At 72.2% G+C, this 21,387-nt stretch carries 19 protein-coding genes; 11 read left to right on the top strand and 8 right to left on the bottom strand.

The annotated features are described in order from the left end of the window. The first annotated feature begins 26 nt into the window (after positions 1-26). The 3 genes from nth to ACFWRO_RS00610 all read left to right on the top strand — a co-directional run bounded on the left by nth (position 27) and on the right by ACFWRO_RS00610 (position 3,114). On the top strand, positions 27-962 hold the full coding sequence (nth, locus tag ACFWRO_RS00620; RefSeq protein WP_384502979.1) for an endonuclease III: 936 nt from the start codon (positions 27-29) through the stop codon (positions 960-962). A gap of 195 nt (positions 963-1,157) precedes the next feature. Beyond that, entirely contained in the window at positions 1,158-1,844 is a 687-nt protein-coding gene (locus ACFWRO_RS00615; protein WP_384503695.1) for an NUDIX hydrolase, read from the top strand. A 70-nt stretch (positions 1,845-1,914) separates the two neighbouring features. Continuing rightward, a complete protein-coding gene (locus ACFWRO_RS00610; RefSeq protein ID WP_384502977.1) occupies positions 1,915-3,114 on the top strand; it encodes a MarP family serine protease in 1,200 nt (399 codons plus the stop codon). 57 nt (positions 3,115-3,171) lie between these two features. On the opposite strand, the gene ACFWRO_RS00605 is transcribed toward ACFWRO_RS00610, so the two are convergent. The 6 genes from ACFWRO_RS00605 to ACFWRO_RS00580 form a co-directional block, all read right to left on the bottom strand. Continuing rightward, on the bottom strand, positions 3,172-3,363 hold the full coding sequence (locus tag ACFWRO_RS00605) for a hypothetical protein (RefSeq protein WP_384502975.1): 192 nt from the start codon (positions 3,361-3,363) through the stop codon (positions 3,172-3,174). A gap of 134 nt (positions 3,364-3,497) precedes the next feature. Beyond that, positions 3,498-4,442 carry an alpha/beta fold hydrolase gene (locus ACFWRO_RS00600; RefSeq protein ID WP_384502974.1) on the bottom strand — a complete coding sequence of 315 codons (945 nt, stop codon included), beginning with the start codon at positions 4,440-4,442 and terminating at the stop codon, positions 3,498-3,500. Further along, positions 4,439-4,936, bottom strand: a complete 498-nt coding sequence (locus tag ACFWRO_RS00595; protein ID WP_384502972.1) for a phage holin family protein — start codon at positions 4,934-4,936, stop codon at positions 4,439-4,441. Before ACFWRO_RS00595 ends, ACFWRO_RS00600 begins: the two co-directional genes overlap by 4 nt. 52 nt (positions 4,937-4,988) lie before the next feature. After that, complete coding sequence (nhaA, locus tag ACFWRO_RS00590) at positions 4,989-6,392, bottom strand: Na+/H+ antiporter NhaA (RefSeq protein ID WP_384502970.1); 1,404 nt, start codon at positions 6,390-6,392, stop codon at positions 4,989-4,991. A 240-nt stretch (positions 6,393-6,632) separates the two neighbouring features. Continuing rightward, positions 6,633-8,588: an acetate--CoA ligase gene (gene acs, locus ACFWRO_RS00585; protein ID WP_384502968.1), complete on the bottom strand. Its 1,956-nt coding sequence runs from the start codon at positions 8,586-8,588 to the stop codon at positions 6,633-6,635. 210 nt (positions 8,589-8,798) lie between these two features. Then, positions 8,799-11,243, bottom strand: a complete 2,445-nt coding sequence (locus ACFWRO_RS00580; protein WP_384502966.1) for a bifunctional SulP family inorganic anion transporter/carbonic anhydrase — start codon at positions 11,241-11,243, stop codon at positions 8,799-8,801. A 322-nt stretch (positions 11,244-11,565) separates the two neighbouring features. On the opposite strand from ACFWRO_RS00580, the gene ACFWRO_RS00575 reads away from it, so the two are divergent. Next, a complete protein-coding gene (locus ACFWRO_RS00575; protein WP_384502964.1) occupies positions 11,566-12,957 on the top strand; it encodes a hypothetical protein in 1,392 nt (463 codons plus the stop codon). Positions 12,958-12,983: 26 nt separating this feature from the next. Here ACFWRO_RS00575 and ACFWRO_RS00570 read toward each other — a convergent pair whose 3' ends face one another. Then, complete coding sequence (locus tag ACFWRO_RS00570; protein ID WP_384502963.1) at positions 12,984-13,970, bottom strand: ATP-binding protein; 987 nt, start codon at positions 13,968-13,970, stop codon at positions 12,984-12,986. Between the two features lie 112 nt (positions 13,971-14,082). Between ACFWRO_RS00570 and ACFWRO_RS00565 the strand changes: the two genes are divergently transcribed. Further along, on the top strand, positions 14,083-14,964 hold the full coding sequence (locus ACFWRO_RS00565) for an oxidoreductase (protein WP_384502961.1): 882 nt from the start codon (positions 14,083-14,085) through the stop codon (positions 14,962-14,964). A gap of 354 nt (positions 14,965-15,318) precedes the next feature. On the opposite strand, the gene ACFWRO_RS00560 is transcribed toward ACFWRO_RS00565, so the two are convergent. Continuing rightward, entirely contained in the window at positions 15,319-16,185 is an 867-nt protein-coding gene (locus ACFWRO_RS00560) for an HAD family hydrolase (RefSeq protein WP_384502960.1), read from the bottom strand. A gap of 611 nt (positions 16,186-16,796) precedes the next feature. On the opposite strand from ACFWRO_RS00560, the gene ssd reads away from it, so the two are divergent. The 6 genes from ssd to ACFWRO_RS00530 are packed head-to-tail and all read left to right on the top strand — an operon-like array spanning position 16,797 to position 21,288. Next, the gene (gene ssd / locus ACFWRO_RS00555; RefSeq protein ID WP_384502958.1) at positions 16,797-17,861 is read left to right on the top strand and encodes a septum site-determining protein Ssd; all 1,065 of its coding nucleotides are present in this window, start codon (positions 16,797-16,799) and stop codon (positions 17,859-17,861) included. Continuing rightward, positions 17,858-19,027 carry a TadA family conjugal transfer-associated ATPase gene (locus ACFWRO_RS00550; RefSeq protein WP_384502957.1) on the top strand — a complete coding sequence of 390 codons (1,170 nt, stop codon included), beginning with the start codon at positions 17,858-17,860 and terminating at the stop codon, positions 19,025-19,027. Before ssd ends, ACFWRO_RS00550 begins: the two co-directional genes overlap by 4 nt. 17 nt (positions 19,028-19,044) lie before the next feature. Beyond that, complete coding sequence (locus ACFWRO_RS00545; protein WP_384503694.1) at positions 19,045-19,908, top strand: type II secretion system F family protein; 864 nt, start codon at positions 19,045-19,047, stop codon at positions 19,906-19,908. Next, on the top strand, positions 19,905-20,672 hold the full coding sequence (locus tag ACFWRO_RS00540) for a type II secretion system F family protein (RefSeq protein ID WP_384502956.1): 768 nt from the start codon (positions 19,905-19,907) through the stop codon (positions 20,670-20,672). The genes ACFWRO_RS00545 and ACFWRO_RS00540 overlap by 4 nt, the downstream gene beginning before the upstream one ends. A 54-nt stretch (positions 20,673-20,726) precedes the next feature. Continuing rightward, positions 20,727-20,942: a DUF4244 domain-containing protein gene (locus ACFWRO_RS00535; protein WP_384502955.1), complete on the top strand. Its 216-nt coding sequence runs from the start codon at positions 20,727-20,729 to the stop codon at positions 20,940-20,942. Next, on the top strand, positions 20,929-21,288 hold the full coding sequence (locus ACFWRO_RS00530) for a TadE family type IV pilus minor pilin (RefSeq protein WP_384502953.1): 360 nt from the start codon (positions 20,929-20,931) through the stop codon (positions 21,286-21,288). The genes ACFWRO_RS00535 and ACFWRO_RS00530 overlap by 14 nt, the downstream gene beginning before the upstream one ends. The last annotated feature ends 99 nt before the right edge of the window (positions 21,289-21,387 follow it).

Raw genomic sequence — 21,387 nt, 5'->3', positions numbered from 1 at the left:
CCGCTGTGGGCGAACAGGGTGCGCCGATGCGGACAAATGCCGCGAAACGTACGGCGAAGCCTGCCCAGAAGACCGCGAAGCCCGCTCCGAAGCCCGCCCCGAAGGCGGCTCCGAAGGCGGCTCCGAAGGCGGCGAAGGCGGGCCCGAAGGCGGGTGCGAAGGCCGCCCCCAGAGCCGCGAAACCGGAATCCCATCTCGGGATGGTCCGCAGGGCCCGGAAGATCAACCGGGAGCTGGCCGAGGTCTTTCCGTACGCCCACCCCGAGCTGGACTTCCGGAACCCTTTCGAGCTGCTCGTCGCCACGGTCCTCTCCGCCCAGACCACCGATCTGCGGGTCAACCAGACCACCCCCGCGCTCTTCGCCGCCTACCCGACGCCCGAGGACCTGGCCGCCGCCGTCCCGGAGGAGGTCGAGGAGCTGATCCGGCCCACCGGGTTCTTCCGCGCCAAGACCAAGTCGATCATGGGCCTCTCGGTGGCCCTCAGGGACGACTTCGGCGGCGAGGTCCCCGGCCGCCTCGAAGACCTGGTCAAGCTGCCGGGCGTGGGCCGCAAGACCGCCTTCGTCGTCCTCGGCAACGCCTTCGGGGTGCCCGGGATCACCGTCGACACCCACTTCATGCGCCTCGCCCGCCGCTGGAAGTGGACCGAGAGCGACGACCCGGTCAAGATCGAGGCCGAGGTCGCGGAGATCTTCCCGAAGAGCGAGTGGACGATGCTCTCGCACCGGGTGATCTTCCACGGCCGCCGCATCTGCCACGCCCGCAAGCCCGCCTGCGGCGCCTGCCCGATCGCCCCGCTCTGCCCGGCGTACGGAGAGGGCGAGACGGACCCCGAGAAGGCGCAGAAGCTCCTGAAGTACGAGAAGGGCGGCTATCCGGGCCAGCGCCTCAACCCGCCGCCGGACTACCCCGGCAGCCCGGCCGCCCCCGCACCCGGAGTGGCTCCGGGGGCCGAGTGAGCCCTGGCCCGGGGGAACGAACCCACGCACGGATCGCGTTGTGAATCACGGGGGTGCCTGCCTATGACGCGCACGGACGAAGAGACGGACCAAGAGGCGGAAGCAGCGACGGAACGGGAAAGCGGGACGACGAACGGGCCGCTGCCTGCGGCGACGCCGAAGTCGAAGCCGACGCCCACACCGACGGCCGACGGCATGCCGCGCGGTGTCGGTAGCGGTGGGCTCGTGCGCCGGGACGGGCTGCCCGACTGGCTCGCCCCCGTCGACAGGGCCGCGCGCGGCGTCCAGCCCGAGCAGCTCAGCCGCTTCCTGCCGCCCGCGAGCGGCGCCGGACGGCAGTCCGCCGTCCTCATCCTCTTCGGCGAGGGGGAGCGCGGCCCCGAGCTGCTGCTCATGGAGCGCTCAGGCTCGCTCCGCTCGCACGCGGGCCAGCCCTCCTTCCCCGGCGGCGCCCTCGACCCCGAGGACGGCGACCCGGCCGACGGAGGCCTGCTGCGGGCCGCCCTGCGCGAGGCCGAGGAGGAGACCGGACTCGACCCCTCCGGCGTCCAGCTCTTCGGCGTCCTGCCCCAGCTCTACATCCCGGTCAGCGGCTTCGTCGTCACCCCGGTCCTCGGCTGGTGGCGCGCCCCCAGCCCCGTCGGGGTCGTCGACCCCGCCGAGACCGCCCGGGTCTTCACCGTGCCCGTGGCGGATCTCACGGACCCCGCCAACCGCGCCACCGCCGTCCACCCCAGCGGCCACGCGGGCCCCGCGTTCCTCGTCGCATCTGCCCTGGTCTGGGGTTTTACGGCCGGCGTGATCGACCGGCTGCTGCACTACGCCGGCTGGGAGCGACCGTGGGACCGGGCCAAGCAGGTCCCGCTCGACTGGCGCTCATGACAGGCTGACCCCGGGAACGGACCGACCCAGGGCTGGGGCGACCGAAGACGAAACTGCGAGGCTATAGACGGTGAACGTGCTGGACATCCTGCTGCTGCTCGCCGCCGTTTGGTTCGCGATCATCGGCTACCGCCAGGGCTTCGTGGTCGGCATCCTGTCGGTCATCGGCTTCCTCGGCGGCGGCCTCGTCGCCGTCCTGCTGCTCCCGATCATCTGGGACCAGCTGACGGACAACTCCGAGGTCTCGACCACGGCGACCGTCGTCTTCGTGGTCGTGGTGATCGTCTGCGCCTCGGTCGGCCAGGCCTTCACCACCCACCTGGGGAACAAGCTGCGCCGCCACATCGTCTGGTCACCGGCGCGCGCCCTGGACGCCACCGGCGGGGCGCTCGTCAACGTGGTCGCCATGCTCCTCGTGGCCTGGCTGCTCGGCTCCGCCCTCGCGGGCACCTCGATGCCCACACTGGGCAAGGAGGTCCGCAGCTCCAAGGTGCTCCTCGGTGTCGAGCAGGTGATGCCCGATCAGGCGTCCACCTGGTTCACCAACTTCACCTCGACGCTGGCCCAGAACGGCTTCCCGCAGGTCTTCAGCCCGTTCGCCAACGAGCCCATCACCGCGGTCCGCCCGCCGGACCCGGCGCTCGCCGGCAGCCCGGTCGCCGCCGAGGCCAAGCGGGCCATCGTCAAGGTCGTCGGTACGGCCCCGAGTTGCGGCAAGGTCCTCGAAGGCACCGGCTTCGTCTTCGACGAGCGCCGGGTCATGACCAACGCCCACGTGGTCGGTGGCGTCGACGAGCCGACCGTCCAGATCGGCGGCGAGGGCAAGCTGTACGACGCGAAGGTCGTCCTCTACGACTGGCAGCGCGACATCGCCGTACTGGACGTGCCGAACCTGAACGTCGCGCCGCTGCAGTTCACCGACAAGGACGCCCGCAGCGGCGACAGCGCGATCGTCGCGGGCTTCCCGGAGAACGGCTCGTACGACGTCCGCTCGGCGCGTGTCCGGGGCCGTATCAACGCCCAGGGCCCGGACATCTACCACCGCGGCGAGGTGCGCAGGGACGTGTACTCCCTGTACGCGACGGTCCGTCAGGGCAACTCCGGCGGCCCGCTGCTCACCGAGGACGGCAAGGTGTCCGGGGTGATCTTCGCCCGCTCCCTCGACGACAAGAACACCGGCTACGCCCTGACCGTGGACGAGATCCGCGAGGACATCGCCCAGGGCCGCGCGGCGACCCAGCAGGTCGACAGCCAGGGATGCGCCCTGTAGGGCCCTGGCCGAAGCCACAGGCGCCGTATCGAGGAGGGCGAGTGGTACCGCCCGGGCTCAGTCCCGGGTGTGCCTGAGCCGCGCCGAGACCCAGCGGGCCCGGCGGCGCAGGATGCGCGGGATCCCGATCCCCTGCACGGGATGCGAACGGCCCTGTTCCTGTGGGCCGCTCCTCTCGTGGGAGCCCGGCCCGGCGGCCGAGCGGCGGTTGTTGCGTGCTGTGTCACCGAAGTCGTGCGTCCAGCCCATACCCCGACGTCTGCCCGTGGCCCAAGGTCGGTAACCGCCCCGGGGCCCGCCAATTGGAGTATGCGCCGGGCACATGGCCGTTCGTAGAACGGAAGTACGCGGACGGTGTGTCAGCGATCGCGCCGGCCCGGGCGTCAGCGGTCGGGCTCGGGGTCCTTGAGCCAGTTGATGAGCTCCGTGGAGAACGCCACCGGGTCCTCCTCGTGGGGGAAGTGCCCAAGACCGTCGAAGAGCCGCCAGCGGTACGGGGCCTCCACGTACTGGCCCGAGCCGGCCGCGCTGCGCGTCCGCATCACCGGGTCCATCGAACCGTGCAGATGCAGCGTGGGCACCCGCACAGGGCGCTTCATGCGCCGGTTGAACTGGATGCCGTCCGGGCGGGCCAGGGACCGCACCATCCACCGGTACGGCTCGATCGAGCAGTGCGCCGTCGAAGGGATGGAGATCGCCCGCCGGTACACCGCGACCGCCTCCTCGTCCGGCAGCCCGGGGCCGGACCAGTCCTCGATCAGCCGCCCCACCAGGGCCGCCTCGTCCGCGACGAGCTGACGCTCCGGCAGCCACGGGCGCTGGAAGCCCCACACGTACGATCCGGCGCGGGACTGCGAGAGGTCCGAGAGCATCGCCGAGCGCCAGCGGCGCGGGTGCGGCATCGAGGAGACCGCGAGCCGGCGCACCAGCTTCGGCCGCATGACCGCCGCCGTCCAGGCGAGGTAGCCGCCCAGGTCGTGGCCGACCAGGGCCGCGTCCGGCTCGCCGAGGGAGCGGATGACGCCGGTGATGTCGAGCGCCAGGTTGGCGGGGTCGTAACCCCGGGGCGTACGGTCGCTGCCGCCGACGCCCCGCAGGTCCATGGCCACGGCCCGGAAGCCGGCGTCGGCGAGAGCGGGCAGCTGGTGGCGCCAGGTCCACCAGAACTGCGGGAAGCCGTGCAGCAGCAGGACCAGCGGTCCGTCGCCCATCTCGGCGATGTGGAAGCGCGCGCCGTTGGCGGCCACATCGCGGTGGGTCCACGGACCGTCGATCCGGACGGGGCTGCCGACGGGGCCGCTGCCGTTGCTGCTCTCAGGGACGGTCATGTGGACGAGCGTCCCACAGCCGCGACCTTCTCCTGGACCGCGGCGGGCAGCGCCACCTGTTCGGGGCGGGGGTGCGGCTTGGCGTTCTGCAGGATCGCGGCGGTCTGCTTGGCCGAGGCGATGGACTTCTCCGGCGGCTTGACCTTCTTGAACTTGGCGTACGCGAGCAGCCCGAGCAGCCCCGCGAGCAGCACGTTCGCCGCGAAGGAGAGCAGGAAGCACCAGGCGAGGTTCCACCCGCCGTCGCCGTTGTGGCCGCCGGTCCAGCTGTTGATGCCGTACGCGAGCGCGAAGCTCAGCATCGGCAGCGAGAAGAGGAGCACCGTGGCGGCCGTCGCGCCGGCCGCGCCGCCGATGGCGCCCCGCTTGACGTCCTGCCGGATCTCCGCCTTGGCAAGGGCGATCTCGTCGTGCACCAGCGCGGACATCTCGGCGGTCGCCGAGGCGACCAGCTGACCGAGGCTGCGCTCGGCTCCGTTGACCGGGTCGCTCATCGCTGCTCCCTCTTCTCTTCTACGGTCCGACCTCTACAAGTCCGACCTCAGATCATGCCGGACTGTCGCCGTCATCGCGCGATGCCCCCGCCAGTTCGGCACGCCGACGATGGTCGGCGGCCTTCCGTTCGTAGATCGCGGCCATCCGGAGGTGGTAGTCGGGGTTGTCCTCCTCGTAGATGTCCGGGATGCCGTCCTCGTCCTCGTCGCGCTCCTCCTCCGCCATCAGCGCCTCGTACCTGCGGACGCGCAGCTTGAGCAGGATCGTGGCGAGGATGGCCGCCGTGAGCGAGCCGATCAGGACGGCTGCCTTGACCTGCTCGGTCAGTGCCGCGTCGCCCTCGAAGGCCAGCTCGCCGATGAGGAGGGAGACGGTGAAGCCGATGCCGGCGAGGGAGGCGACGGCGAAGACGTCAGGCCAGGCCAGGTCGCTGTTGAGCTCCGCGCGGGTGAAGCGGGCGGCCAGCCAGGTGCCGCCGAAGATGCCGACGGTCTTGCCGAGGACGAGACCGAGGATCACACCGAGGGTGACGGGGTTGGTGGAGACCTCGGAGAGGGTCTTGCCGGTGATGGTGACGCCCGCCGAGAACAGCGCGAACAGCGGCACCGCGATGCCCGCGGAGAGCGGCCGGACCAGGTGCTCGATGTGCTCGCCGGGGGAGTTCTCCTCGCCCTCGTGCTTGGTGCAGCGCAGCATCAGGCCCATGGCGACACCGGCGATGGTGGCGTGTATGCCGCTGTTGTACATCAGGCCCCAGATGACCAGGGCGAGCGGGACGTAGATGTACCAGCCGCGGACGCCCTTGCGCAGCAGCAGCCAGAAGACGCCGAGGCCGATGAAGGCGCCGCCGAGCGCGGCGAAGTTCAGGTCGCTGGTGAAGAAGACGGCGATGATCAGGATGGCGAAGAGGTCGTCGACGACGGCGAGCGTGAGCAGGAACGCGCGGAGCGCGGACGGCAGCGAGGTGCCGATGACGGCGAGGACCGCGAGGGCGAAGGCGATGTCCGTGGCGGTGGGCACGGCCCAGCCCTGTGTGGAGCCGTCGCCGATGATGTTGGTCAGCGTGTAGACGAGGGCCGGGACGGCCATGCCGCAGATGGCGGCGATGACGGGGAGCGCGGCGGCCTTGCGGTCGCGCAGCTCGCCCGCGACCAGCTCACGCTTGAGCTCGATACCGGCGACGAAGAAGAAGATCGCGAGGAGGCCGTCGGCCGCCCAGTGCTGGATGGAGAGGTCCAGGCCGAGCGCGGCCGGGCCTATGTGGAAGTTCCGCACCGTTTCGTAGCTTGCGCTCAGGCCGGTGTTCGCCCAGACGATGGCGGCGACGGCGGCCACGAGCAGGAGCACACCACCGACGGTCTCGGCGCGCAGTGCGTCGGCCACGAACCGTCGCTCGGGCAGCGACAGGCGGCCGAGGAACTTACGGTCGGTAGGGGTGGGTGCGGGCGCGGGCACGGTGGGTGACCTCCGGTCGGGTAGGCAGGGCGAAGCACATGCCGACCAGACTTCCCGGCGCACCTAGGTTTTTCTGTCGCGTCTCTGACGCGATCTTTACTTTACCTAACGAGCGAGGGTTGTGTCCGGTGATCTTCACTTTAAGTAGAAGACGGTATTCCGGCTCGTTGTGGACAAAAAGGGCGCCCACTCCAGGTGACCTGGAGTGGGCGCCCTTCTTGGAGCCCGAGTTGTGGGTGCTCAGTCCTCGCTGGCCGCGCTCGGCAGCTTCGTCTGGATGAGGTCCATGACGGACGAGTCGGTGAGCGTCGTCACATCGCCGAGCTCCCGGTTCTCCGCCACGTCCCGCAGCAGCCGCCGCATGATCTTGCCGGACCGGGTCTTCGGCAGCTCGGCCACCGGCAGGACCCGCTTCGGCTTCGCGATCGCGCCGAGCGTCGTACCGACGTGGTTGCGCAGCTCGGCGACGAGGCTCTCGTCCTCGCTCGCCGTACCGCGCAGGATCACGAAGGCGACGATCGCCTGGCCGGTCGTCTCGTCGGCCGCGCCGACGACCGCCGCCTCGGCGACGGACGGGTGCGAGACGAGCGCCGACTCGACCTCGGTGGTGGAGATGTTGTGCCCGGAGACGAGCATGACGTCGTCGACCCGGCCGAGCAGCCAGATGTCGCCGTCCTCGTCCTTCTTCGCGCCGTCGCCGGCGAAGTACTTGCCCTCGAAGCGGGACCAGTACGTGTCGAGGAACCGCTGGTCGTCGCCCCAGATGGTGCGGAGCATCGACGGCCACGGCTCGGTCAGGACCAGGTACCCGCCGCCCCCGTTCGGGACCTCGTTGGCGTCGTCGTCGACGACGGTCGCGGAGATGCCGGGGAGCGGGCGCTGGGCGGAGCCCGGCTTGGTCTCGGTGACGCCGGGCAGCGGCGAGATCATCATCGCGCCGGTCTCGGTCTGCCACCAGGTGTCCACGATCGGGGTCTTCCCGGCGCCGATGTGCTCGCGGTACCAGACCCACGCCTCGGGGTTGATCGGCTCGCCGACCGAGCCGAGCACGCGCAGGCTCGACAGGTCGAACTTGGCGGGGATGTCGTCGCCCCACTTCATGAACGTACGGATCGCGGTCGGCGCCGTGTAGAGGATCGTGACGCCGTACTTCTGCACGATCTCCCAGAACCGGCCCTGGTGCGGGGTGTCCGGAGTGCCCTCGTACATGACCTGCGTCGCGCCGTTGGCCAGCGGGCCGTACGTGATGTACGAGTGCCCGGTGACCCAGCCGATGTCGGCGGTGCACCAGTAGACGTCGGTCTCCGGCTTGAGGTCGAAGACGGCGTGGTGGGTGTAGGCCGCCTGGGTCAGGTAGCCGCCGGAGGTGTGCAGGATGCCCTTGGGCTTACCCGTCGTCCCGGAGGTGTACAGGATGAAGAGCGGGTGCTCGGCCGGGAACGCCTCGGGGGTGTGCTCGGCCGACTGGCGCGCGACGATGTCGTGCCACCACACGTCCCGGCCCTCGGTCCAGGCGACGTCCTGGCCCGTACGGCGGACGACGAGGACGTTGTCCACCTTGTCGGTACGCGTGAGGGCCTCGTCGACGGCGGGCTTCAGGGCGCTCGGCTTGCCGCGGCGGTAGCCGCCGTCGGCGGTGATCACCAGCTTGGCGTCGGCGTCCTCGACCCGGGTGGCGATGGCGTCGGCCGAGAAGCCGCCGAAGACCACGGAGTGCGCGGCGCCGATGCGGGCGCAGGCCAGCATCGAGACGACGGCCTCGGGGATCATCGGCAGGTAGATCGCGACCCGGTCGCCCGCGGTGACGCCGAGCTCGGTCAGGGCGTTGGCCGCCCGGGAGACCTCGTCCTTGAGTTCGGCGTAGGTGAGGGTGCGTCCGTCGCCGGGCTCGCCCTCGAAGTGGATGGCGACCCGGTCGCCGTTGCCCGCCTCGACATGGCGGTCCACGCAGTTGTACGCCACGTTGAGCGTGCCGTCGGCGAACCACTTGGCGAACGGCGGGTTCGACCAGTCGAGCGTCTCGGTCGGCTCGGTGGCCCAGGTGAGGCGCTTCGCCTGCTCGGCCCAGAAGCCAAGCCTGTCCGCCGCGGCCTGCTCGTAGGCCTCCGCCGTCACGTTGGCGTGCGCGGCCAGCTCGGCGGGCGGCGCGAACCGCCGCTCCTCCTTGAGCAGGTTGGCCAGGCTTTCGTTGCTCACGACATCTCCCTTTCCCAGGGCGTCCTATGTGCCTATGTGTCCCGCGTCATAGCTCATCAGTCAGATGGCCGGGTGACAAGAGCCTCCCGGCAATTGGTTTAGACCTGTGAGTCGACGGGGTGCGCGATGGCGGGATGCGCGGTGGCCCCTCCGTCCCGAGCGGTAGGACGAAGGGGCCACCCAGTCTCACGGACGCGCGGGCGGGACGGTTCAGGACGCGCGGGCCTCTGTCAGGTCCTGCGCCGGTCCTGAAGTCGCGAGTCGGTCCTCCGCCGAGGAGGTGAGCCGGTCCTCCGCCGGTCCCGAAGGCGCGACCTGGTCGAAGACGTCCTCGTAGCGGTGCTGCTCGTCCGGTGCGGCCAGTAGGTATGCCTGCGCCTCGCCGACGTGGAAGTACATCCCGTGCAGCGTCAGCGTGCCCTCGGCGAGCCGCCGCGCCACCGGCTCGTACGCCCGCAGGTGCTCCAACTGCTGGACCACGTTGGTCAGGCAGAGCTGCTCCACCGCGTCGGCCGGCAGCCGCCCCGAGATCCGGGCCCAGGCGTGGCTGCGGCTGGCCATCCGCTCCAGGCTGGGCGTCCCGTGGCGCAGCCAGCGCCGCAGCGGGGTCTGCGGGGCGTCCGGCGTGCTGTTCATGAGGGCCTGCATGGCGCCGCAGCCGGAGTGTCCGCAGACGGTGATCGACTGGACCCGCAGCACCTCCACCGCGTACTCGATCGCCGCCGCCACCGAGTCGTCGCCGCTCTCCTCGCCGGGCAGCGGAACGAGATTGCCCACGTTCCGTACGGTGAAGAGGTCGCCCGGCCCGCTTGAAGTGATCATGCTCGTCACCAGGCGGGAGTCGGCGCAGGTGAGGAAGAGCTGCGAGGGGCGCTGGCCTTCACGGGCCAGGCGGGCGAGCTCGTCGCGCACCAGTGGCGCGGTGTTGCGCTGGAACTTGCCGATGCCGCTCGCCAGTTGGTGCGCGGTCGCCGGGCGGTGTCCCGTCGCGGGTCGGTGGCCGGCCGCCCCTTGGTGACCCGTCGCCCGGCGCGTCTCCTCCGTGGGGTGGTGGTGCTCGCCGCAGTGGTTGCGCCAGGGGGTCCAGGGGCGGCAGCAGGCGTGGGAGGTCGTGTCGGGCTCGGCGATCCGGGCGCCGGACGGGCCGGTCACCTCGACCTCGCCGCCGTGACGCACCTGGCTCGCCTGCCAGTCGTGCAGGGTCTCGTACGCCGCGTGGTCCATGAAGGACCCGTCCAGTTCGACGACCACCCGAGCTCCTTGGGGTAGTTGGTGCAGGGCCCGGCTCAGCCGGGGGACGGCGAGGAAGGTCAACTGCCCGCGGATGCGCACCAGGTGGCGGCCGTCCCGCTCCTCGCGGGTGATGCGGGTCTTGGTGAGGCGGTGCATGGCGACGCCGGTGGCCACCGCGATCCCGAGCGCGACGCCTTCGAGGATCCCGACGAGGACGACTCCGCTGAGCGTCACGGCGTACACGAGGACCTCGCGGTGCCGGGTGACGCTGCGGATGTGGGTGATGCTGACCATCTGGATGCCGACGACCATGACGAGCGCGGCGAGCGCGGCCAGCGGGATCAGGTCGAGGACGGGCACGAGGAAGAGCGCGGCGAGCACGATCCACAGGCCGTGCAGCATCGTGGAGTTACGGCTCACGGCGCCCGCGGAGACGTTGGCGACGCTGCGCACCGCGACTCCGGCGACCGGGAGCCCGCCGAGGGCGCCCGAGACGACGTTCGCGGCGCCCTGGCCGGCCAGTTCGCGGTCGAGCCGGGACCGGGGCACGCCGTGGCCGTGGTCCGCGCGGGCGGCCACCAGCTTGTCCACGGCGACGGCCGAGAGCAGCGACTGCACGCTGGTGACCAGCGTGATGGTGAGGACGCCCGCCGCGATGCCGAGGACGGGGCCTTCCGGCAGCCCGGGCAGGGCGTGGCTGCTCCAGGACGGCAGGTCCACGCGCGGGACGGCGAGCCCGGCGAGCGCGGCGACGGCCGTCGCGGCGGCCACGGCGGCGAGGGCGGCCGGGACCTTCCGTAGCAGCCGTCCCGTACCGCCGGGCAGACGCGGCCACAGCAGGAGCAGGCCCACGGTGAGGGCGCTGATCACCAGCGCGGCCGGGTGCACATGGGCCAACTGGGCGGGCAGGCCGAGGGCGTTGTCCACGGCGGAGCTCTGCGGGGTGCCGCCGAGCACGATGTGGAGCTGCGCGAGGGCGATGGTCGCACCGATGCCGGCGAGCATGCCGTGCACGATCGCGGGGGAGACCGCGAGGGCGGAGCGGGCCACCCGTAGGGCGGACAGGCCGATCTGGGCGAGCCCGGCGAGGACGGTGATGGCGCAGGTGGTGCGCCAGCCGTAGCGCTGGATCAGTTCGGCGGTGACCACCGTGAGGCCCGCGGCAGGGCCGCTGACCTGGAGCGGCGACCCACCGAACCGGCCGGCGACGATGCCGCCGACGGCGGCGGCCACCAGGCCTGCCTGGAGCGGGGCTCCGGTGGCGAGCGCGATGCCGAGGGAGAGCGGCAGCGCGATCAGGAAGACGGCGATCGAGGCGGACACGTCGGCGCCGGCGATGCGGAAGCGGCGCGGGGGGCCGCCGTCCGGTGGGCTGTGCGGTCGCTGGTCGTGGGTACGGCGAAGGGGTGGGCAGAGAGTCATGTGTTCCCGTCTTCTCCGGGGCTGCGCGGTCGCGGCTCGTGCGGGACGAACGTGGGGGTCGCGGCCGTGGGTCACGGCGTGCAGTGGCGGGATGACCGGGCGGCGACGGTGACCATCGACCCGACGGCGACTATCAACGCTCGGTAAATGGATCGTAATGGAGAGTAAAGACTGCGGCATTATTTTCGGGGCAAACAGGGCAATGATTCACCGGTTGGAGTGACAGTCGGTCACCGGTCCGCTTGTCGTTTCATCATTCCGGCTTCCGTGGTGCGACGTTGACGCCGCTCGCACCTGTACGGAACCGAGGAGAGGTGGGCGGATGCCAGCCGCCGGAAGAAGGACCACTGTCCGCACTGTCCGCAGGAGGGCACTCGGCGCCGGTGCCCTCGCCGTCGCCCTGATGACCGGCCTCGCCGGTTGCTCGGATCCCTCGGGGTCGGCGCCGAAGGAGAAGGGCGCCGCCGGGGCGAAGAAGCCCGCCCCTGCCGCCGCGCCGAACGCGCCGCGCCTGATCGGCGACGGCTCCACCGCCTTCACCGGCGCGCAGCCGCGCCAGCCCGTCTGGGAGAAGCTGAAGCCGGGGCAGCAGCCCCCGCAGTTCGTGGTGTTCTCCTGGGACGGCGCGGGCGAGGACAGCCAGAAGCTCTTCTCCCACTTCCGCGAGGTGGGCAAGAAGTACGACGCGACCATGACCTACTTCCTCAGTGGCGTGTACCTGCTGCCCGAGGACAAGCGCACGCTCTACGACCCGCCGGGCCACGCGGCCGGCCGCTCGGACATCGGCTTCAACGACACCGAGGGCATCCGCGCCACCGTCCGCGAGCTGCGCGGCGCCTGGCAGGAGGGCAACGAGGTCGGCACGCACTTCAACGGCCACTTCTGCGGGCCCGAGAGCGGTGTCGGCACCTGGTCGGTCGAGGACTGGAAGAGCGAGATCACGCAGGCCAAGTCCTTCGTGAAGAACTGGAAGACGAACTCCGGCCTGGCCACCGAGCAGCCGCTGCCGTTCGACTACGACAAGGAACTGGTCGGCGCCCGCACGCCCTGCCTGGAGGGCCGCGACAACTTCGTGAAGGCCGCGGCCGAGCTGGGCTTCCGCTACGACACCAGTGGCGTCAACGACCAGATCTGGCCGAAGAAGGACCACGGCCTGTGGGACCTGTCGATGCACCTGGTCCCGGTGCCCGGCCGCGCGTTCCAGACGCTCTCGATGGACTACAACTTCATGGTCAACCAGTCGGGCACCACGACTCAGGGCGACCCGTCCCAGCACAAGCACTGGGGCGACCAGATGCGGGACGGCCTGGTGCAGTCCTTCAACCGCTCGTACCACGGCAACCGGGCGCCGGTCGTGATCGGCAACCACTTCGAGTCCTGGAACGGCGGCACGTACATGCGCGCCATCGAGGAGACCATCGCCACGGTCTGCGTGCAGAAGGACGTGAAGTGCGTGTCCTTCCGGCAGCTCGCGGACTGGCTCGACGCCCAGGACCCGGCGGTGATCGAGAAGATGCGGACCCTGAAGGTCGGCGAGGCCCCGCAGGGCGGCTGGGCGACCTTCCTGGCCTCCCAGCCCTTGGCCCCTTCGAAGCCGCTGACCCCGCCGGCGAAGCCGCTGGCAGGGTCGGAGCCGCTGGCCGGGGCTGAGCCCTTGGCAGGTTCCGAGCCTCTGGCCGGGTCCGAGCCTCTGAGGAAGCCCGGACAGGACTGACCCGGCGGCCTCAGGGGCGCCGTCGCTCAGCTCGGCTGGGGGACGGCCAGTTCCTCGCCGAGTACGAAACCGGGGTCGATCTGCGCCGCCAGGTCGACCCCGGTCTTGGCGTTGCCCCAGCTCTCCGCGTTCCTCAGGTGGAAGTGGACCATCTGGCGCGTGTACCGCTCCCAGTCGCGATGGGCGTACGAGTCGTCCGCCGCGTTCTGGAGGGCCTGGAGCGCCATCCGGTTGTCCGCCTCCAGGAGTTCGAAGCGGGCCGGGCGGCCCTTCTCCATCGCGCGCACCCAGTCCGAGTGGCCCACCGTCACCAGCAGGTCGTCGCCCACCTCGGCGCGCAGGAAGTCCACGTCGTCCGGGCCCTGCACCTTGTTGCCGACGACCTTGAGCGCGACCCCGAAGTCCCGCGCGTACTCCTTGTACTGGCGGTAGACCGAGACCCCCTTGCGGGTCGGCTCGGCGACCAGGAACGTCATGTCGAAGCGGGTGAACATCCCCGAGGCGAAGGAGTCCGAGCCGGCGGTCATGTCGACGACCACGTACTCGTCGACGCCGTCGACCAGGTGGTTCAGGCACAGCTCCACCGCGCCCACCTTGGAGTGGTAGCAGGCCACTCCCAGGTCCGACTCGGTGAACGGGCCCGTCGCCATCAGCCGGATGTCGCCGTCGTCGAGGCGCACGGTCCGCGCGCAGGCCTCGTACACCGGGTTGTCCTCGCGCACCCGCAGCAGGCGGGAACCCTCACCGGGCGGAGTCGTCTTGATCATCGAGTCCGCCGAGGCGATCCGCGGGTTGTCGCCCCGCAGGTACTCCTTGATCATCGGCAACTGCGCGCCCATCGCGGGCAGCGCGGCCGCCTGGGCCTCGTCAAGCCCGAGCGCGGCCCCGAGATGCTGGTTGATGTCGGCGTCCACGGCGACAACGGCGGCTTCATTGGCGGCCAGATGGCGAATGAAGAGCGAGGACAGCGTGGTCTTGCCGCTGCCGCCCTTCCCTACGAAAGCGATCTTCATGTTCACGAAGCGTAGCGTCATGATTGCGTCGAGTGGTCAAGGTCCGTGAAGAAGACCACTCCAACGTGGGGCGGGCCGGGGTGGGAGCCACGGGCGCGTAGCCTCCCTACTTATGAGTACGCACGCCTCTGACCCCCTGGCCGCCCTCGGCTCCCTGCCGGGCGTCGCCGACTCGGTGGACTCCGTACGCAAGGCCGTCGACCGGGTCTACGGGCACCGCGTGATGCGGCGCCGCAGCAACGAGATCACCTCCGAGGCCGCCCTGCGCGGGGCGCGCGGCTCGGCGGCGCTGTCCGGTGCCGACTGGGCGCTCGAGGAGGTCCGCCGGCGCACCGACTTCGGTGGCGACACCGAGGCGCGGACGGTCGGCGCGGCCCTGCGGCTCGGCGCCGAGGCGGGCCAGCTGCTCTCCATCTGGCGCCAGTCCCCGCTGCGGGTGCTCGCCCGGCTGCACCTGGTCGCGGTCGGCGACGCGGCGGTCGGTGCGGGGGCGGCCGGGGCTTCCGGGGCGTCCGGCGGCGGGGCGGGGCTCGGGGTGGCCGACTCGGTCGGGCGGCCGCGGCAGCTCGGTGAGGCGGTCGACGAGCCGCTGATCGAGGCGCCGCTGCCGGATCCGGCGGAGGTCGCCGGGCGGCTCGACGGGCTCAGCGAGCTGATCATCGCGGGCGGTACGGCCCCGGCGCTGGTGACGGCGGCCGTCGTGCACGGCGAACTGCTCGCGCTGCGCCCCTTCACCTCGTACAACGGCCTCATCGCCCGGAACGCCGAGCGGATCGTGCTGATCGGCAGCGGGCTCGACCCCAAGGCGATCTGCCCGGCCGAGGTCGGACACGCGGAGCAGGGGCGGGCGGCGTACGTCGCCGCGTTCGAGGGGTACCTGTCGGGGACTCCGGAGGGCATGGCCGCCTGGATCGCCCACTGCGGACGGGCCGTGGAGCTGGGTGTCCGCGAGTCGACGGCGGTCTGCGAGGCGCTCCAGCGCGGAGCTGCCTGAGGCACGGCGCGGTCTGAGGTGGGGCGCCGTATGAGACGTTGCGGGGTCTGAAAAGCCCCCTGAACAGGGTTGCGGCGGTACCAGTCCTGGTACCGCCGCTGGCACGTCTGCCGAGTTACCAAGCGTCCTCGATATGTGCCCATCAGGCGGGGTTGCTTTGCCCTTCGCCTGGTGCGGCTGGCCCGTAATCGACGGGTCGACGTCGCGTGGGTGCTCAACTTCTGTGCGTGGTCCGTGGGGCCTTCTTGCTCAACAGGTGATCCTCTCGGATGTCCTAGGTCTCGCGGGCCTGATTCCTTTCTACTCCTGTCGAGTGGGAAGCGAAAGTCCTGGCTCCAGTTCTTTACTTTCGCCTCAAATTCGGGCAAAGCGATCGGCAAGGGCGGAGTGCCGCCGCCGGTTGGCGTACCAGACGAGACCGGCCGTCGCGGCGGCCGCGCCCACGGCCGCGACCGCGAGGAGTGCGGGGCGCGGCGGCATCCGGAATCCCGGCAGCCGCTGCTTGAGCCGTACCGGCTTCTCGAAGGAGAGGATCGGCCAGTCCCGGGCGGTCGCCTCGCGGCGGAGCGTCCGGTCGGGATTGACCGCGTAGGGGTGGCCCACGGACTCCAGCATCGGTACGTCGGTCGCCGAGTCGCTGTACGCGTAACAGCGTGAGAGGTCGTAGCCCTCCGACTCCGCGAGTTCCTGGATCGCCTCCGCCTTGGTGGGTCCATAGGCGTAGTACTCCACCTCTCCGGTGAAGCAGCCGTCGTCGCCGACGACCATCCGCGTGGCGACGACCCGGTCGGCGCCGAGCATCTCGCCGATCGGCTCGACCACCTCGGCGCCCGAGGTGGAGACGATCACGACGTCCCGGCCGGCGGCGTGGTGCTCCTCGATGAGGGACGCCGCCTCGTCGTAGATGATCGGGTCGATCAGCTCGTGCAGGGTCTCGGCGACGAGCTCCTTGACCTGCGCGACGTTCCATCCTTTGCAGAGCGCGGAAAGGTATTCGCGCATCCGCTCCATCTGATCGTGGTCGGCGCCGCCCACGAGGAAGACGAACTGGATGTAGGCCGTCCGCAGGACGGCGCGGCGGTTGATCAGTCCGCCTTGGTAGAAGGACTTGCTGAAGGTCAGCGTCGAGGACTTCGCAATGACCGTCTTGTCCAGGTCAAAGAAGGCAGCTGTGCGCGGCAACGAGTGGTTTTCCACGAGCCGAGCATAGGTGGCGGCCATTCGGCGTACGCTCGGGCGTGTGGGTTTGCCTGAGAAGGCTCTCGGGTACACCATGGAAGTCACGGATCGTTCGCGACCGTGCTAACCCGGTCCGGCTCCTCCCCCCCCGAGTCGGCCGGAGAGACGACCCCCGCTCTCCCCCCCGGCGGGGGTCGTCGCATGTCCGGACGCGTTTTCGTCCGCCGGATCCCCATCTCTCCCCCTCTCCGCGGCCGGGTGGCCGCGATGGCCTGATGCCCTCGTTTCGTCACTCAGCGTAGCGGCTGGGCTGCTCTCCGGACATCCCCGGTATGGGGCACGGGGATATTCACATCGGCTGGGTTATCCACAGTTTTTGAGCAAGATCCACACGATTTCCGGGATGGCGCCACGGTGATTCCGACCGCGAACTCCGCGGACGGAAGGAATCACCGATCTCGACCGTGCCACGGGCACGGACGGGATCGCATCGACAGGGGGCGTGTGCTGTGGCGGGAACCATGACTTTCGGAACGGCGGGGGCTTCGTCGGCGGCCCGGGCTTCGGGGGCTTCGGCGCGGGTGCGTAGGGCTTCCCGGGCTTCCTGGGCTTCGAGGGCGGCGGGGCCGCCGGGGCCGGCCGGGGGCGTTCGCGTGGCCGGGCCGCTGATCGTGACCGAGGACCTCGGGCTCCTCGACGATCTGCTGCGGCTCTGCGCCGCGGCGGGCGCAGAGCCCGAGGTGCACCACACGGTGCCGGAGCGCCGCGCGAGTTGGGCCGACGCCCCGCTCGTCCTGGTCGGCGACGACGCCGCGGCCCGCTGCCGTGGTGCGGCGCGCAGGCAGGGGGTGATCCTCGTGGGCCGGGACCCTGACGTTCCCGACGACCCCGAGGTGTGGCGGCGGGCGGTCGAGATCGGCGCCGATTGCGTGCTGCGGCTGCCGGACGCCGAGAGCTGGCTCGTCGACCGCATCGCCGACGCGGCCGAGGGCGCGGGCCGGCAGGCCCTGACCGTCGGAGTCATCGGCGGCCGCGGCGGAGCCGGGGCCTCCACCTTGGCCTGCGCGCTCGCGCTGGCCGCCGCCAGGACCGGGCGCCGCACCCTGCTCGTGGACGGCGACCCGCTCGGGGGCGGCCTCGACGTCCTGCTGGGCGGGGAGCGGGCCGAAGGGCGGCGGTGGCCCGATTTCGTCGCCTCCAAGGGGCGGGTCGGCGGCGGCGCCCTGGAGGAGTCGTTGCCCTCGGTGCGCGGGCTGCGGGTGCTCAGCTGGGACCGGGGCGACGCGGTCCTCGTTCCGGCCGAGGCCATGCGCGCGGTCCTTGCGGCGGCGCGCAGGAGGGGCGGGATCGTGGTGGTGGACCTGCCCCGCCGGATCGACGAGGCGGTGACCGAGGCGCTGGCTCAGCTGGACCTCGGACTCCTCGTCGTCCCGGGCGAGTTGCGGGCCGTCGCCGCGGCCCACCGGGTCGCCTCCCTCGCGGGCCAGGTCCTCGCCGACCTGCGGGCGGTGGTGCGCGGGCCGTACGCGCCCGGCATCGACGAGCAGTGGGTCGCGGACACCCTGGGGCTGCCGCTCGCCGGAGAACTCCCGCACGATCCAGGCCTCTTGGCCGCGCTCGACAGCGGGGCGCCGCCGGGCGGCGAGGCGCGCGGACCGCTCGGCCGCTTCTGCGGGGCGTTCTGGGACCGCGCTCTCACCTCGGAGGCCGTCTCATGACCACCACGACGCAGGCAGGCGGCGCGAGGCTCCTGGAGGCCGTACGGCAGCGGCTCGCCGAGAGCGGGGCCGAACCGACACCGGCGAGGGTCGCGGCGGCGCTGCGGGAGCAGGGCCGGCTGCTCGGGGACACGGAAGTCCTGGGCGCGGCCGAGGCGTTGCGCAGCGAACTGGTCGGCACCGGACCGCTGGAGCCGCTGCTCGCTGATCCCGACGTCACCGATGTGCTGGTCTCGGGCCCCGACTTGGTCTGGGTCGACCGGGGCGCCGGTCTCGAACTGACCGGGGTCCGTTTCCCGGACGCTCCGGCCGTACGCCGACTCGCGCAGCGGCTCGCGGCGGTCGCCGGTCGGCGCCTGGACGACGCCAGGCCCTGGGTGGACGCCCGGCTCCCGGACGGGACCCGGATGCACGCGGTGCTGCCGCCGGTGGCCGTCGGATCGACGTGCCTGTCGCTGCGGGTGGTGCGGCCCCGGGCCTTCTCCGTGGGGGAGTTGACCCGGGCGGGCACCGTCCCGCCCGGCGGGGAGCGGATCCTGCGCGCCCTGATCGAGGCCCGGGTCTCGTACCTGATCTCCGGAGGGACGGGCTCGGGCAAGACGACGCTCCTGTCCACGCTCCTCGGCCTGGTCGGCGAGCGGGAGCGGATCGTCCTCGCCGAGGACTCGGCCGAGCTGCGGCCCGACCATCCGCACGTGGTGCGCCTGGAGGCGCGGCCGGCGAACCAGGAGGGCGCGGGTCTGGTGACCCTGCGGGATCTGGTCCGGCAGGCGCTGCGGATGCGGCCGGACCGGCTGGTGGTCGGAGAGGTGCGCGGTGGTGAGGCAGTGGATCTGTTGGCGGCTTTGAACACGGGCCACGAGGGCGGTTCGGGGACGCTCCATGCCAATACGGCGGCGGACGTACCGGCCCGTCTCGAAGCCCTCGGGACGGCCGCAGGACTCGACCGGGCCGCGCTGCACAGCCAGTTGGGGGCGGGCCTCTCGGCGGTGCTGCATCTCGTACGGGACAGGGCGGGGCTCCGGCGGATCGCGGAGATCCACGTCCTGGAGCGGGACCGGGCGGGTCTTGTGGTGACCGTCCCCGCGCTGCGCTGGGGAGCGGCCGGGTTCGAGCGGGAGCGGGGCTGGGAGCGGCTGCGGTCGCTGATCGGGGGTGGCGCGTGACGGGGGACCAGTGGGCCATGGCCCAGGGCGCGGCGGTGCTGTGCGCCGGGGCCGCGCTGTGGCGGGTGGCCGAGCGGGAGCGGGGGCTGCGCAGGGCGCGCCTGGTGCTCGCGGGCGCCGGGGCGCCGGGCATGGCGGGGGACCACCGGGGGCCGTCGTGGCGGGCGGTCGGCGAGCGGTGGTGGGCCGCCGTCCGAGGGAGGCGCGCGTGGCTCTGTCTGCCCGTGGCGGCGGTGCTGGCGGTGCTCGGGGAGTCGCTGTTGCCCTTGGTGGCGGGCGCGCTGGCGGTGCCGCTGGTGGGGCGCCGGATGCGGGCGGTGGCGCTCCGCAGGGAGCGGGAGGCGCGGTCCGACGCGGTGGTGGGCCTGTGCGGCGCGGTCGCGGCCGAGCTGAGGGCGGGGCGGCAGCCCGCGTCGGCGCTGCTGTTCGCGGTCAGGGCGACCGGAGCGCTCGGGCCGAAGGAGGAGGCGGAGGTGCTCGCGGCGGCCCGGTTCGGCGGCGATGTGGCGCGGGCGCTGCGGAGGGCCGCGCGGCAGGACGGGGCGGACGGTCTCGCCGGCCTCGCGGCCTGCTGGCAGGTCGCCGTCGACGGCGGCGCGGGCCTTGCCGCCGGGCTCGACCGGCTGGAGGCCGCCCTGCGGGAACACCGGGACCAGCGGGAGCGGCTGCGGGCCCAACTGGCAGGCGCCTGGGCGACAGTGGCCGTCCTCGCGGTGCTCCCGGCCGTCGGGCTCGTGCTCGGTTCGGCGCTCGGCGCGCGCCCGCTGTACGTGCTGCTGCACACGCCGGTGGGGCTCGGGTGTCTGGCCGTCGGCACGGCCCTGGAGGCGGCCGGCCTGTGGTGGGCGGCCCGGATCGTCCGAGGAGGGGAGCGGGCGTGACCGGAGAGTTCATCCACAGCCTGGGGGTGACGGTCGCGGTGCTGGCGTCGCTCGCCTGGGCGGCCTGGACGGTGGCCGACCGGCGGCGCGAGCGGCGGACCCGGAAACGGATCGAGGCCCTGCTCGGCACCGGGCCGGCACGGGGGCGACGGTTCGCGAGCGGTTGCCCGTCCTGGCTGAGGACCTGGGCCACCCCGCTCGCGGCGGCGGCCCTCGGGTGGGCCCTCGTCGGTGGGGTGCCGGGGATCCTGGCGGGGATCGCGGCGGGCTTGGGCGTACGGCGGTGGAGCGCGCGCCGCGCCCCGGTGACCGGCGACGAGGACGAGGCCGTACGTCAGCTGCCGCTCGCGGCCGACCTGTTGGCGGCCTGCGCGTCCGCCGGGGCGGGGCCGGGCGAGGCGGCGGAGGCGGTGGGGCGCTCGCTGGGCGGACCGCTCGGCGAGCGGCTCACCCGGACGGCCGGGGAGCTGCGGCTCGGGGGCGAACCGGCCGACGTGTGGCGGAGGTTCGGCGCGATACCCGGCGCCGAGGCCCTGGCCCGCTGCCTGGAACGGGCCGGCTCCTCGGGGGCGCCCGCCGCCGAGGCCGTCGCACGACACGCGACCGACCTCCGCGCGGAGCGGGCCCGTAAGGCGGCGGCCCGGGCCCAGCGAGCCCAGGTCCTGATCACCGCGCCCGTGGGGCTCTGCTTCCTGCCCGCCTTCCTGGCGGTGGGAGTGGCCCCGGTGGTGATCGGCCTCGCGACCGGACTGCTGCGGAGCTGACCGGAACGACGACGAACCGAGAGACGAACACGAGGACCACACATGGGGGTTGGAATGACGAAGAAGCGACGGATGGGCGCCTGGTGGCGGGACCGGTGGGTCCGGCGGGCGGCCGCGCGGGGTGACGCGGGGATGACCACCTCGGAGTACGCGATGGGGACCATCGCGGCGGCCGGGTTCGCGACGATCCTGTACAAGATCGTGACCAGCGGTTCTGTCTCCGGAGCGCTGGAGTCCGTGATCGGGAAGGCGCTCGATGCGCCGTTCTGACGACCGGGGCGCCGTGACCGTGGAGGCGGCGGTGGCCCTGCCCGCGCTGGTGCTGTTCACCATGGCTCTGGTGTGGGCGCTGGCCGCAGCCGCGGCGCAGATCCAGTGCGTGGACGCGGCGCGGGCCGGGGCGCGGGCGGTGGCCAGGTCGGAGCCCGTGACCGGCGCCGAGGCCGCCGCCCGGGCGGCGGCGCCGGAGGGCGCGCGGGTCTCGGTCACCCGTTCGGGCGAGTTGTGGCGGGTGACCGTGGAGGCCCGGGCACCCGGGCCGGGCGGGCTGGGCCTGACGCTGCGCGCCGGCGCGGCGGCGCTCGCCGAGGACACGGTGGGGGTGACGGCGCCGTGAGCGGGACAGGAACGGCCACTGCCACTGCCTCGGCTACGTCCCCGTCCTCGGCCCCAGCCACGTCCCCGTCCGCGTCCCCAGCCCCAGCCCCGACCACGT

The sequence above is a fragment of the Streptomyces sp. NPDC058579 genome (genome assembly GCF_042718575.1).
In the GTDB taxonomy this organism is placed as follows: domain Bacteria; phylum Actinomycetota; class Actinomycetes; order Streptomycetales; family Streptomycetaceae; genus Streptomyces.
This window is presented reverse-complemented; position numbering and strand designations above follow the sequence as displayed.

What these genes read in the sequence shown, in the direction of transcription:
- nth (WP_384502979.1), top strand. Translation starts at nt 27, where the DNA reads ATGCGGACAAATGCCGCGAAACGTACGGCGAAGCCTGCCCAGAAGACC.
- ACFWRO_RS00615 (WP_384503695.1), top strand. Translation starts at nt 1,158, where the DNA reads ATGCCGCGCGGTGTCGGTAGCGGTGGGCTCGTGCGCCGGGACGGGCTG.
- ACFWRO_RS00605 (WP_384502975.1), bottom strand. Translation starts at nt 3,363, where the DNA reads ATGGGCTGGACGCACGACTTCGGTGACACAGCACGCAACAACCGCCGC.
- ACFWRO_RS00600 (WP_384502974.1), bottom strand. Translation starts at nt 4,442, where the DNA reads ATGACCGTCCCTGAGAGCAGCAACGGCAGCGGCCCCGTCGGCAGCCCC.
- ACFWRO_RS00595 (WP_384502972.1), bottom strand. Translation starts at nt 4,936, where the DNA reads ATGAGCGACCCGGTCAACGGAGCCGAGCGCAGCCTCGGTCAGCTGGTC.
- ACFWRO_RS00580 (WP_384502966.1), bottom strand. Translation starts at nt 11,243, where the DNA reads ATGACTCTCTGCCCACCCCTTCGCCGTACCCACGACCAGCGACCGCAC.
- ACFWRO_RS00575 (WP_384502964.1), top strand. Translation starts at nt 11,566, where the DNA reads ATGCCAGCCGCCGGAAGAAGGACCACTGTCCGCACTGTCCGCAGGAGG.
- ACFWRO_RS00570 (WP_384502963.1), bottom strand. Translation starts at nt 13,970, where the DNA reads ATGAAGATCGCTTTCGTAGGGAAGGGCGGCAGCGGCAAGACCACGCTG.
- ACFWRO_RS00565 (WP_384502961.1), top strand. Translation starts at nt 14,083, where the DNA reads ATGAGTACGCACGCCTCTGACCCCCTGGCCGCCCTCGGCTCCCTGCCG.
- ACFWRO_RS00560 (WP_384502960.1), bottom strand. Translation starts at nt 16,185, where the DNA reads ATGGCCGCCACCTATGCTCGGCTCGTGGAAAACCACTCGTTGCCGCGC.
- ACFWRO_RS00550 (WP_384502957.1), top strand. Translation starts at nt 17,858, where the DNA reads ATGACCACCACGACGCAGGCAGGCGGCGCGAGGCTCCTGGAGGCCGTA.
- ACFWRO_RS00545 (WP_384503694.1), top strand. Translation starts at nt 19,045, where the DNA reads ATGGCCCAGGGCGCGGCGGTGCTGTGCGCCGGGGCCGCGCTGTGGCGG.
- ACFWRO_RS00535 (WP_384502955.1), top strand. Translation starts at nt 20,727, where the DNA reads ATGACGAAGAAGCGACGGATGGGCGCCTGGTGGCGGGACCGGTGGGTC.
- ACFWRO_RS00530 (WP_384502953.1), top strand. Translation starts at nt 20,929, where the DNA reads ATGCGCCGTTCTGACGACCGGGGCGCCGTGACCGTGGAGGCGGCGGTG.